The following is a 14,127-nucleotide window of genomic DNA, read 5'->3' as shown; positions in this document are numbered from 1 at the left end:
TCATAACTGGACCGGTAACCGCGTAACCTGTCGAGATTGGTTTCAATTGTCGTTAAAAGAAGGCTTAACGGTATTTAGAGATCAAGAATTCAGTAGCGATTTAGGCTCGCGTGCGTTAAATCGAATTGATGCGGTTAAAGTAATGCGTACCCATCAGTTTAGTGAAGACGCCGGCCCGATGGCGCACCCGATACGTCCCGAGCAAGTGATCGAAATGAATAACTTTTATACCGTGACCGTGTATGATAAAGGCGCGGAAGTTATTCGTATGATGCACACCTTATTAGGCGAAGAAAAGTTTCAGCAGGGTATGGCATTATATTTTCAGCGTCATGACGGCCAAGCGGTTACCTGCGACGACTTTGTTAGTGCCATGAGTGATGCTTCAAATATTGACTTAACGCAATTTAAACGCTGGTATAGTCAATCGGGTACGCCGCGTTTAACTGCGCTGCAAACGTATGATGCAGCTACGCAAAGGTATAGTTTGACGATAGAGCAGCTGCCACCAGTTAACCAGCCTAACAACGCTACGTTACATATTCCGTTTGCCATAGAGCTATTAGACCCCGAAGGTAATAGCATTGCACTGCAATATAACGGCGAGCCGGTTGAGCAGGTACTTGATGTTACGCAAACAACGCAAACTTTTCACTTTGATGGTATTAGTAGCGAACCTGTTGCTGTGTTACTGGAAGATTTTTCTGCCCCGTGTATTTTAAAGCAACAAATTACGGAGCCGAATTTATTGCATATCATGCGTTTTGCGCGTAGTGATTTTTCACGTTGGGATGCACAACAGCAATTATTCATTAATGCGATTAAACACAATATAACCACGGCAACAAATAACCCATTAAGCGATGCTACCTTAGCCGCATTGCGGGTGTTGATCACAACTAGAGAAGGTGATTTAGCGTTAATTGCCGAGCTGTTAAAACTGCCTAGTTTTGATACCTTAGCTGCCGAATTTGACGTTATTCCTGTTGATGACATTATTCGTATTAGCAACCAGTTTGAACAACAAATTGCTGATGCGCTTCACAATGAGTTGCTCGATTGCTACCACGCATTAGTGGATGATGGCAGTGTGCAGGCAGAGGCCGTCGCTGTGCGGGCGTTAAAGCAACAGTGTTTGCATTATTTAGCTAAAACAGACAGCGAGCAAGGGACAGCACTTATTACTGCAGCAGCAAGTTCTACTAATATGACCAATGTGTTAGGGGCATTGAGTGCGGTTATTAAAGCGAGTCATCCACTAAGCGATAGCTTGTTAAATCATTTTGACAGTCAATGGCGTCATGATGTGCTGGTAATGGATAAATGGTTTGCACTGCAAGCGATGCAGTCGAGTGATGATGCCATTGCAAATATTAAAGCACTCTACCAGCATCCGTGTTTTGATTTTGCCAACCCTAACCGGGTTCGTGCGTTAATGGGCAGCTTTAGCCACTTTAATATTGCACAGTTTCACCGCCGTGATGGTCAAGGCTATAAATTGTTAGGTGACTTACTGATCAAACTCAATAGCATAAACCCACAAAATGCATCGCGGATGCTCACACCATTTATGGCATGGAAGCGTTATGATGATGTACGCTCTAAAGCAATGAAAACACAATTAGAGCGCTTGGCAAGCCTTGCAGGTCTCAGTGATGATCTCTATGAAAAGGTTGAAAAAGCGCTAAGCTAAGTTAACCAATGAATGAACACTATTTTAGATTAAACTTAAGCTATAACGAATGTATGGATTATTACCATGGTCGTTATAGCGCTGTGCAAGTCATTGACGACAGCGGTAAGACAATACGTTTTACCGCAAACCACCTACGGCCTTTTATTTCCAGCTTGGGAATAAGAGGGCGCTTTAGGTTGTTAGTTACCCTCGAAAATCAGTTTATCCGTCTAGAACGAGTAGCTTAACTATTTGTTTATATGTTATAGATAGAGATAAATATTGCCTTTTTGTTAATTTCGATTTGTCCTATTGTTAAATAACGTGTATAAATTACTGGTATGACGTCTTACCAATACGTAAACGTCACTGAGTAGATAAAGATTATGATAGATTGAAGCACGGTGTTTGTAATTTAATTAATTCACTTCTATCGTTACGATTACACTAAAAACAATAACTTGATCACACAAAATGACCCGCGACAGGGGGAAACCAAAATGATAAGAAGATCGCTTTTTGTTAAAAACAAAATCGCTATCGGTTTAGCAGCCGCTAGCATAGGGTTAACTGCAGTGTCTGCAAATGCTGCTGTATTTGAGGCGGGAGGTTTTGATATTACTTTCGACTCCACTTTTTCTTATGGACAAAGTATTCGCGTTGAAGACAGAGACTTTGGCTTAATCGGTAAAAGTAACCACCCTTCATTCGATTGGACGGGTTACAACCCTGCCACGGGTAATACAATTTACTCATCTCAAGATGTGTGGGCACAACCAGGTTCATACTCAAATAATGGTGATGCAGGCGATTTAAACTTTGATAGTGGTGACTCGTTTTCAAAACTATTAAAAGGCACCCACGATTTATCAATCAATAAAGATAACTACGGCTTGTTTACGCGCTTTATGTATTTTTATGATTTTGAATTAATGGATGGCGATCGTGCTTATGTTAACCCGACCTCGGGCAATAGCGTTGATCCGTGCGACGATAAAGACACTAAAAAACAAAGCTGTGCGGATATTCGCTTACTCGATGCGTTTGTATGGGCAAATTTTGACTTAAATGACGGACAAAACCCACTCTCGGTGCGTGTTGGTCAACAAGTTATTAACTGGGGCGAAAGTACACTTATTTCGCACGGTATTAACGTTAACCCCGTTGATATTGACCGCTTAAAAGCACCCGGTGCAGAGCTTAAAGAAGCGTTTATTCCGGTAGGCATGTTATGGGCGTCATTAGGCATTACCGATGACGTGACCTTAGAAGGCTTTTATCAGTATCAATGGCATGAAACACGGTTACCTGCAACAGGGACTTATTTTTCAACCAATGATTTTGCCTCTGACAATGGTTATAAACAAAACGTGCAGTTAGGCTTTACCTCAAATCCCGATATCGATTTAGAATTTTTAACCAACAGCTTAAATAACCTCACAGCAACGTATGCGCAAGTGGCTGCGGCACAGGGGATCGATCCCTCAAGTGCACAAGGTCAAGCATTGCTAGCGCAAATGTATTTAGCGTACCCGACTAAAGTGGCGTTAAAAGGCAAAGGCGATGAGGGCAAAGTTGAGCCAGAAGATGGCGGTCAATACGGTTTACGTTTAGGGGTATTTTTACCTGAGTTTAACGACACTGAAGTGGCATTTTATCATGTTAACTATCATAGTCGCCGCCCGTTAGTATCGGGTCGTGTATCTAACTTTACCCAAGCTTCACTGGCACAAGATTTAGCGATGATTTCAACCACTGAAATCACTGAAGACAACATTCATAACTTAAAAGCGTTTTCTTTAGCTAAAAATGAATACCCAGAAGATATTAAACTGTACGGTTTAAGCTTTAACACCTCACTCGGTGAAACGGCATTCGCCGGTGAATTTACTTTTCGAGAAGATGAGCCACTGCAAATTGATGACGTAGAGCTACTTTATGCAGCTATGCCTGAGCAATTAGCACTGGCAGGTTTACGCCCTGAATTTGCAGGTATCTCACAAATGAGCCAAGGCAATGATATTAGTGTGGTAGGGCCGGGCGAATTAGCAAAAGGCTATATTGAACGTAATACCAGCCAGCTACAATTTACCGCTACCCACTTATTTGGCCCATCGCTGGGCGCCGATAGTTGGGCCGTGGTTGGTGAAGTGGGTGGAGTGCGTATTCACAGCATGCCAGAGTACGATGAAATGCGCTTAAACGTTTCGGGTACTGGCCGAAGTGGCATAATGAAAGGTCCAGGTAGCTCTGATTACTCAGCACTTCACATGGCGTTATCTAATGGCCCAGAGCAAAAGCAGTTTGCTACGGCAACGTCGTGGGGCTATCGCTTAATTGCCAAAGGTGATTACTACAACCTCTACAACGGCATTAACTTTTCACCGCGTTTTGTGTTTTCTCATGACGTAAATGGTAATACGCCGGATCCGATGTTCTTATTTATTGAAGATCGTAAATCGTTAGGGGCAACCATGAACTTTAACTATCAAAATGCGTGGTCATTAGATGTTAGCTATAACTCATTTTGGGGTGGTGGCGACATTAATACCTTCTCTGACCGCGATTACATTTCATTTAACTTAAAATATTCTATCTAGGGGTAATATTATGATGTTTAAAAAGCCTACCCTCATCGCTACTGCATTTTGTAGCTTGTTTGCAAGCCACGCCACACTGGCTAAAATTAGCAGTGAAGAAGCGGCACGCTTGGGGGCTGACTTAACTCCACTTGGCGCTGAAAAAGCCGCTAATGCGGATGGCTCTATCCCTGCGTGGAATGGTGGCATTACTGCGGCGCCTGCAGGTTATGAACCTGGCATGCACCACTTAGATCCGTTTAATAAAGATAAAGTGTTGTTTACAATTGATAAAAGCAACCTTGAAAAATATAAAGCGAATCTAACTCCAGGGCAAATCGCGTTATTTGAAGCCTACCCAGATACTTTTAAAATGCCGGTTTACCAAACACGCCGCTCTGCGTCGTATCCGCAATTTGTGTACGATGCGACGAAGCAATTTGCTTCTACAGCGGAGCTAATCGAAGGCGGAAACGGCATTAAAAATACCGCTATTGGTATTCCATTTCCTATTCCTAAAACCGGTTTGGAAGCGATTTGGAACCACTTGTTGCGCTATCGTGGGCAGTCAATTGAACGCTTTGGTGGACAAGCTGCGCCGACAGCATCGGGCTCGTATAACTATGTAGGCTTTGATGAGCAATTATTAGTTAAATATTCTGATCCGAGTGCAACCCCGGCACAGCTACAAGACTCAAATATTTTGTTTAAGTTTAAACAAAAGGTCACTGAGCCTGCACGCTTAGCCGGTACTGCGCTATTGGTACATGAAACCATGGACCAAATTTTAACCCCGCGCCAAGCATGGACATACAACAGTGGTCAACGCCGTGTACGTCGTGCGCCGAATGTGGCCTATGATGCACCGGGCACTGCAGCGGATAGCTTACGTACCACCGATGACTTTGATATGTTTAACGGTTCACCAAACCGTTACACATGGACACTAAAAGGTAAGCAAGAGCTGTATATTCCATATAATAGCTACAAGCTGCACAGTGACAAATTAAGTTATGACGACATCCTAATGGCAGGGCATATTAATCCCGAGCATACCCGTTACGAAAAACACCGTGTATGGGTGGTGGAAGCTAACTTAAAAGATGACACGCGCCATATTTATAAAAAACGTGTGTTTTATATCGATGAAGATAGCTGGCAAGTACAAGTTACCGATATTTATGATAACCGCGACCAACTTTACCGTGTAGCGATGGCGTATGGCCTTAACTACTACGAAGTACCTACTCAGTGGAGTACCTTAGAGGTTTATCATGACTTAAACTCGCGCCGTTACTTGGCAATTGGGTTAGACAATCAACATAAAATGTATGATTTTTCTAAGTCATTTAATGACAACGAGTTTACCTCTAGTGCATTACGCCGTGAAGGTAGATAGTTAAACACAGGCACCTAACCAAGCGTTAGGTGCCTTTTCCTTTCAAATCGCGTTTGTCCTTTGACGCGCAGGACGTTCCTCACCGATCTAGACAAACAATTCCTCAGTTCAAGGCGATTAAATTTATGAAGTATTTGGTATATGCCAGCCTGATCCTTAGTGGTGCGAGTGTCGCACAAGATGATCCGCAATACGCTATTAGTGCAATAAACGCCGATAAAACGTTACTGACTGATATAACTGAAACCTCAGCAGGGTTTGTCGCGGTTGGTAAACACGGTACCGTGATAAGCAGCACCAATGGCATTGATTGGCAACAAGCTGCATCAGTCCCTACCCAAGTACTATTAACGGCCGTTGATTTTACTGACGACAAAAACGGTTGGGCCTGTGGTCATGACGCCACCATCATAAACACCACCGACGGTGGCTCCACATGGCAGCTACAGCAGGCTATGCCAGAAGTAGATAAACCCTGTTTAGATATCTTATTTAAAGATACTTTAAACGGTTACGCAGTGGGCGCTTATGGCATGTTTTACCAAACCAGCGATGGCGGTAAACATTGGCAAAAACGCTTTTTAGACTCGTTATTATTTAGCGAAGACAGAGACTATTTAAACGACTTAAAACAGCATGATCCACAAGGATATGCAGCAGAAACCGCTTCAATTTTGCCGCATTTCAATCGCATAGAACAAACAGCAGCAGGGTTAATGTTAGTAGGCGAAATGGGCCTAATGGCAAAAAGTAGCGATGCGGGGAAGACATGGCAGCGTGTTGAAGAAATCTACCCCGGCTCATTTTTTGCCTTTAATAGCAACGCTCAGCAAGAGATTGTCGCCGGTCTTCGCGGTAACGTGTTTACCCGCCAACATGGTGAAGCGTTTTGGCAACCATTAGCAAATGATAAAACAGCAACGGTTAATAGCATTATTAATTACAAAAACGATCAATGGTTGATGCTTGCCAATAGTGGCGTCATTTTTCATTTAAAAGCAGGGCAGTTGTCATACGAACAATTAGCCGATGGTAAAGCAATTTTGGATGCGGTGATCATGGGTAATCGCCTGATCATGGCCACAGAAGATGGCATTAAAGTGAAGGAGTTGACCCCTTAATGCATAATTTTTTAGACTTAATCGAAAAAACGGTTTTTAGACACCGTTTAATAATGTTGCTGAGTTTTGCAGTTATTACCTGTTTATTGGTTTTTAAAGCAACGCAAATTCAACTTGATGCGTCGTTTAATAAAAATATTCCGTTAAACCACGACTATATGAAAGTGTACACCAAGCATGAAAAGCAATTTGGTGGCGCGAATAGTATTTTAATCTCGGTGTGTGATGACAGCGGCGATATTTTTAATCCGGAATTTTTTACCCAACTTAAAGCGGTTCATGATCAGCTGTACTTTATTCCCGGGGTAAACCGCCCGTTAGTTAACTCAATTTTTTCTCCAAGTGCCCGCTTTGTTGAAGTGGTTGAAGATGGTTTTGCCGGTGGGCCAATCATTCCAGCTAACTTTACAGCAGATAAGCGCGGCTTAGGCGTGGTTAAAGAAAACATCGAAAAAGCGAAAGTGGTTGGCCGCATGATTGCCAGCGACTATTCCTGTGCTATGGTCACCGCACAATTACTGGAAACTGATCCGCAAACCCAAGAAAAACTCGATACCTTAGCCTTTGCCGAAAAGCTAGAAAGTGAAGTACGTGGCCCACTCAGTACCGATCAAGTGAGCATACATATCATAGGTTTTGCGAAAATGGCTGGCGATATCGCAGAAGGCGCAAAAGGCGTGGTGTTATTTTTTGCCATTGCCATTGCGTTTACCTTTATCATGGTGTGGTTATTTTGTGGCAGCTTAAAGCTGACCATACTACCGATAGTATGTTCGTTTATTGCCGTGGTTTGGCAACTGGGTTTATTATCCACGTTAGGTTTTGGCCTAGACCCTATGTCAATTTTGGTGCCATTTTTAGTGTTTGCCATTGGCGTTAGCCATGGTGTGCAAATGATTAACACCATAGGTAAAAAAGTGGCCGAGGGTAACAGTACTCGCCTTTGTTGTGAATCGAGCTTTAGAACATTACTGGTACCGGGTGGGATTGCGTTATTATCCGACACCGTGGGCTTTTTAACGCTATTAACTATTGATATAGGGATTATTAGAGAGCTCGCTATTACCGCTAGTTTAGGGGTGGCGGTGATTATTTTTACTAATTTAATTTTGTTGCCGGTGTGGGCATCGTATATGCGCTTTGAAGACAGCGTGCATATTAAATCGGGAAATATCAATAAACCGAACCTGTTCGACGCTATTCAAAATCAACTCGTTAAAGCAACCGATCCTAAAATAGCGAAAATTATTATTGCAGTCACGTTAGTGCTATTTGCCTTTGGCTACTGGCAGGCTGATAAAATGCGTATTGGTGACTTACATGCGGGCGCCCCTTCGTTACACCAAGATGCACGTTATAACCAAGATACCTTTTTAATATCGGACAAATACACTATTTCGTCAGATATTTTAAAAGTGATTGTCGAAGCGTATCCGGCAGCGTGTACTGAGTACGATGTGATGGATCGCATTAGTCGCTTTCAATATAAAGTAGAGAACTTAGCTGGGGTGCAATCAGCGGTAAGCTTAAGCTCGGTAGCGCAGTCAGTGAATGCAGGCTATAACGAAGGTAATTTAAAATGGCAGACGTTACCACGTAACAGTGCCAGTTTAGTGCAATCGACGGCGCGGGTAGAAACCAGTACTGGGTTACTCAATGGCGATTGTTCGGTGATGCCGGTGGTGATATTTTTAGATGATCATAAAGCACAAACCATTGACCGTGTTATTGCCAGCGTAAAACAATTTGCCGCAGAAGAAGGCACCGAGCAACTGGCCTTTAAATTAGCATCAGGCCCAGTAGGGGTGATGGCAGCGACTAATGAATCGGTTTCTGCAGCGCAAATACCAATGATGTTATATGTATATGGCGCAGTGATTGTGTTGTGTTTGCTAAGCTTTAGAAGCATAAAAGCCACCGTCGCGGTGGTGTTACCGCTGTATGTGGTATCCACTTTGGCGCAAGCGCTGATGGTACAGCTTGAAATTGGCTTAACCGTATCAACTTTGCCCGTGATTGCGTTAGGGGTGGGGATTGGTGTTGATTACGGCATTTATATTTTGTCATCGATGATGGGACAGCTTAAGCACAATGTACCGTTAAGTTTGGCATACCGTAAGGCATTAATTGAACGCGGAAGCGCGGTATTATTTACCGGTATTACGCTTGCAATTGGCGTCAGTACTTGGATTTTCTCCGATCTGAAATTCCAAGTAGATATGGGAATTCTGCTGACTTTCATGTTTTTGGTTAATATGTTGGGTGCAGTGCTGCTTTTACCAGCAATTGGCAGCTTGCTCTGGACAGACCAGAAGAAATAAAGTGAATAAGTTTGCTCCTAAATGGCCTGTAAAGGCCATTTATATCTAAAATTTGTGCATAGATGACCAAATAGCTTAAAAGCGCTAAATGTTTTCATCGGAAAAGGCTGTTTATTAGTTGTAAACGAGTTAGAATTTGCCTGACTCCACGCTAATAAATGCTGTACAAATATTCTGCTACTAAGCAGTGATAGATTTAAGGAATAAACAATGACACGAAATGAAGGTCAAGCCTCGGTTATCTTAGATAATGTCTGTAAGCTTATCCAGAAAAAAGTTCGCGCTGATAATGTGTTACTCGTTGAAAAATTTGCCAGAGCCTTGTACAGCAATATGTCTAAAGAGGATTTGGCAAATCGTAACGACAGTGACTTATATGGTGCTGCACTTAGCCTTTGGAATTCGCTAGAAAAAAATATATCAGATAACGCGGTGATACGCGTTTTCAACCCCGAAGTGGCAAAAGATGGCTGGCAGTCATCGCATACAATTGTTGAAATCATTGCTAAAGACATGCCGTTTTTAGTTGATTCAGTGCGTATGGCCATGACACGTGAAAATATTGCCTCTCACTTACTACTGCATACCCCGTTAAAAATTCAACGCGATGATAACGATAAAATTTCGGGCTTATCTAGCCTAAAAGCAGAACAAGAATCAAGCTCAACTAAAACCGTATTCTTTATTGAAATTGACCGTCAAACAGATTCAGCTGTGATTGAGTCTTTCAAAAAAGAGCTAGAAACAGTATTGATAGATGTGTCTGTTGCGGTAGAAGATTGGCAACCTATTCGCGAAAAATTAATTGCGGTAAGTAAAGATTTACCGAAACGCCACGCTGATAAAAACGACGCAGAACTGGCCGAAACCGTCGAGTTTTTAGATTGGTTAGTGAAAGATAACTTTACCTTAATGGGGTATCGTGAATATAAGCTATCGCCAATTCAAGGTGATTACGAGTTAAAAGGTGTTATGGATACTAGCCTTGGCTTAATGAAAAACACCAACGTTGAACACACTCGATTACTTTCTGAGTTACCCGAAGTCGCCCGCCAAGAAGCGCGCAGCAGTAATTTGCTGATTTTAACTAAAACCAATTCAATCTCGCGCGTTCATCGCCCCGCTTACATTGACTACGTAGGTGTAAAACGTTTTGATGACCAAGGCAATGTAATTGGTGAAGACCGTTTTATTGGGTTATTTTCATCAAACTTCTATAACAATAGTGCTGCCGATGTGCCGGTTCTAAAAAGTAAAATTAATCGCATTATGCAAATGTGTGATTTTGCTAAAGGCACGCACGCGTATAAAGCGGTGCTAAACCTGTTAGAAACATACCCGCGTGATGAGCTGGTGCAAGCAAGCGAAAGCGAATTGTTAGAAGTAGCTATGGGCGTGTTACAAGTACAAGAGCGGGATATGTGTCGCTTATTTGTGCGTAAAGATGCCTATGGTCGTTTTTTCTCATGTATGGTGTATGTGCCACGTGAGCGTTATAACACTGCCCTGCGTCATGAAACACAAAACATTTTAGCAAACGCATTTAATTCTGACGAAAAAGTTGAATTTACCACCTACTTCTCTGAGTCTACATTGGCACGAACACACTATACCGTGCGTGTGACAGATAATAATATTGAGTACAAAGTGAAAGACATTGAAAATAATTTAGTTGAAGCGGCACGTACCTGGGAAGATAAATTACAATCTGCCTTATTAGAGCAGGCAGGCGAAGCACGCGGCAACGAATTAAACCGTAAATACGCACACGCCTTTGCACGTTCGTACAAAGACGAAGTATTACCGAGTGCTGCTGTGGTTGATATCGAAAAGCTAGAAATGCTCAGCGATGACAACAAACTAGAAATGCTATTTTATCGCCCACAAGAAGAAGCAAACAGCAATGTGGTGCGTTTAAGCTTATTCCATAAAGATGAGCCTATTCACTTATCTGACGTTATGCCGATGCTGGAAAACTTTGGTTTACGTGTGGTGGGTGAAACACCTTATTCAGTTAAAACCAGCGATGGTAACATTAACTGGATCATGGACTTCTCAATGCTGATAGACAGCAAAGGCATGGCCGATTTTGATAAAGTGTCGGCGCGTTTTCGAGCTGCATTAACCAGCGTATGGAACAATCGTTTAGAAAATGATGGCTTTAACCGCTTGGTATTAATGGGTGGCCTGACGGGCCGTGAAGCATCAATTTTACGTGCTTATGCTAAGTACATGCGTCAAATTGGCGTAACGTTCTCGCAAGCGTATATTGAAGGTACGTTTGCCAGCTACCCACATATTGCAGCAAAAATTGTTAATTTATTTGCTAAAAAATTCTCAGTTAAAAGCCCAGCCAGTGCTAAAACATTAGAGAAGTTGGCGGCGGACATTTACTTAGAGCTGGAAAATGTAGCGAACCTTGATGATGACCGTATCATTCGTTTGTACGTTGATATGATAGTGGCTACCTTGCGTACTAACTATTTCCAAAAAGATGCGGCAGGGCAGTTCAAGTCGTATGTGTCGTTTAAAATTCAACCTAACTTGATCCCCGACGTGCCTTTACCCATTCCGGCGTTTGAAATATTTGTTTACTCACCGCGCGTAGAGGGTGTGCATTTACGTTATGGTAAAGTGGCCCGTGGTGGCCTACGTTGGTCAGACCGTCGTGAAGACTTCCGCACTGAAGTATTAGGCTTAGTAAAAGCGCAACAAGTTAAAAACTCAGTGATTGTGCCTGTAGGCTCAAAAGGTGGGTTTGTGTGTAAACAGCTGCCAAGTGAACGTGACGCGTTTATTAAAGAAGGCCAAGCGTGCTATAAAATATTTATCAGCGCATTATTAGATATCACTGATAACATTGTAGATGGCGCGATTGTAGCCCCCACCAATGTTACTCGTCATGACGAAGATGACCCGTATTTAGTGGTAGCTGCCGATAAAGGCACCGCAACCTTCTCAGATATTGCCAATGGCATTGCCAACGAATATAACTTTTGGCTAGGTGATGCGTTTGCATCGGGTGGCTCGGTTGGTTATGACCATAAGAAAATGGGCATCACGGCAAGAGGCGCATGGGAGTCAGTAAAACGTCACTTCCGCGAAATGGATATTGATTGTCAGAGCACTGACTTCACTGTGGTTGCAGTGGGCGACATGGCCGGTGATGTATTTGGTAACGGTATGCTGTTGTCAAAGCATATTCGTTTGCAGGTTGCCTTTAACCACATGCATATTTTTGTTGATCCAAATCCAGATGCGGCTGCTACCTACCCTGAGCGTGAACGGTTATTTAACTTACCGCGTTCGTCGTGGGAAGACTTTAATAAAGATCTTATTTCTGAGGGCGGTGGAGTATTCTCACGTGCTGCTAAGTCAATTACGCTTAGCCCAGAAATGAAGAAAATGTTAGGCACTAAAAAAGCCACTATGACACCCAGTGAATTGATCAAAGCGTCACTGATGATGAAATTCGATTTACTGTGGAATGGCGGCATTGGTACTTATATTAAGAGTGCTAAAGAAACGGATGCCGATGTGGGCGATCGCGCCAATGATGCAGTGCGTATCAACGGCAGTGAGCTGGGTGCAAAAGTTGTTGGTGAAGGTGGTAACTTAGGTGCGACACAGTTAGGGCGTATTGAATTTGCCGCTAAGGGTGGCCGTATCAATACCGACTTTATTGATAACGTAGGTGGCGTAACCTGTTCTGATAACGAAGTAAATATTAAAATTTTACTTAATGGCTTAGTGACATCAGGCGATTTAACACGTAAACAACGTGATGAGTTGCTGTATGCGATGACCGATGAAGTGGCTAAATTGGTACTCAACGATTGTTACCGTCAAACACATACACTGTCGATCACGCAGTGGCGTGGCTCTTCAACGCTAAAAGAAAAAATACGTTTTATTCATGCGCTGGAAAAAGAAGGCAAGTTAAACCGTGCCATCGAGTTTATTCCTACCGATGAAGAATTAGCAGAGCGCGCGGCAGACGGCAAAGACCTAACTCGCCCTGAGCTATCGGTATTAGTATCGTACGCAAAAATGGTATTGAAAGAGTCGCTAGTAACTGACGACATTACCGAAAACCCGTATTACCGTCAGCTATTGGTTAATTCGTTCCCACGTCCTTTACGTGAGAAATTTAACGACGCGATGAATAACCACCCACTGCGTAAAGAGATCATTGTAACTAAGTTAGCAAACAGTATTGTTAACGACATGGGTCTTAACTTCATGGTGCGCATGCAAGAAGAAACCGGTGCTAATGAAGCTGAAATTGCGCTGTGTTATTCGATTGCCAGTGAACTATTCCAAATGCGTGACACTTGGGCGCAAATTGTGGCGCTGGATAACCAAATCCCGGCTGCAGTGCAAACTGAAATGTTGTACCAGTTGCGTCGTACGGTACGTCGTGTAACCCGTTGGTTCTTACGCCATCGTAATAAGGCACTAACCATTGAACAAACACTGGAGTTCTTTGCGCCGAGCTTTAGCGACTTAAGCGCTAACTTAAACAGCTACATGGTTGATGTTGAAAGTGCACGCCTAGTACAAGAAGCGCAAGAATTAGCGAATAAAGGCGTACCGGCAGAACTGGCCAATCGCGTTGTGTCATTATCGAGCTTGTTCTCAGTGATGGATTTAGCGGAAATTGCTGCTAACTCAGGACGTAGCATCGGCATGGTGTCGCATACGTACTTCAAGTTAGGTGCAGGCATGGGCTTACATTGGTTCCTAGAGCAAATTACTAAGCAACCGGTCGCTAACCATTGGCAGGCATTAGCGCGTGCATCGTACCGTGAAGAGCTTGATTGGCAACAACGTATCCTTTCAGAAGTGGTGTTAAACGGTTTTGAAGGGGATGATAAAGACGTTAATGCCCAAATTGAGCAGTGGATGGATGATCAACACGTGTTATTACAACGCTGGCAACAAATGTTGGCTGAATTTAGAACATCACAAACCCATGATTTTGCTAAATTCTCAGTGGCACTACGTGAATTAATGCTACTAAGCCACAACT

Annotated in this window: 7 protein-coding genes; all 7 read left to right on the top strand. The window is 42.9% G+C overall.

From position 1 onward, the window contains the following. Positions 1-1,693, top strand: a 1,693-nt coding sequence (locus tag ABYB02_RS08855) for a DUF3458 domain-containing protein (protein WP_372762105.1), incomplete at its 5' end; no start/stop codon positions are given. 8 nt (positions 1,694-1,701) lie between these two features. Beyond that, complete coding sequence (locus ABYB02_RS08850; protein WP_372762104.1) at positions 1,702-1,923, top strand: DUF2835 family protein; 222 nt, start codon at positions 1,702-1,704, stop codon at positions 1,921-1,923. A 252-nt stretch (positions 1,924-2,175) separates the two neighbouring features. Further along, positions 2,176-4,275, top strand: coding sequence for a DUF1302 domain-containing protein (locus tag ABYB02_RS08845; protein ID WP_372762103.1), 2,100 nt, complete (start codon positions 2,176-2,178; stop codon positions 4,273-4,275). 13 nt (positions 4,276-4,288) lie between these two features. Next, the gene (locus tag ABYB02_RS08840) at positions 4,289-5,653 is read left to right on the top strand and encodes a DUF1329 domain-containing protein (protein WP_372762106.1); all 1,365 of its coding nucleotides are present in this window, start codon (positions 4,289-4,291) and stop codon (positions 5,651-5,653) included. Positions 5,654-5,778: 125 nt separating this feature from the next. After that, complete coding sequence (locus tag ABYB02_RS08835; RefSeq protein WP_372762102.1) at positions 5,779-6,774, top strand: WD40/YVTN/BNR-like repeat-containing protein; 996 nt, start codon at positions 5,779-5,781, stop codon at positions 6,772-6,774. Next, the gene (locus ABYB02_RS08830) at positions 6,774-9,095 is read left to right on the top strand and encodes an RND family transporter (protein ID WP_372762101.1); all 2,322 of its coding nucleotides are present in this window, start codon (positions 6,774-6,776) and stop codon (positions 9,093-9,095) included. The genes ABYB02_RS08835 and ABYB02_RS08830 overlap by 1 nt, the downstream gene beginning before the upstream one ends. A 210-nt stretch (positions 9,096-9,305) precedes the next feature. Beyond that, on the top strand, positions 9,306-14,127 hold a 4,822-nt coding region (locus tag ABYB02_RS08825; RefSeq protein ID WP_372762100.1), incomplete at its 3' end, for an NAD-glutamate dehydrogenase.

The sequence above is a fragment of the Pseudoalteromonas sp. genome (assembly GCF_041613455.1).
Classification (GTDB): Bacteria; Pseudomonadota; Gammaproteobacteria; order Enterobacterales; family Alteromonadaceae; genus Pseudoalteromonas.
Note: the sequence above shows the minus strand (reverse complement) of the source record. Positions and strands in the feature narration are given on the sequence as shown.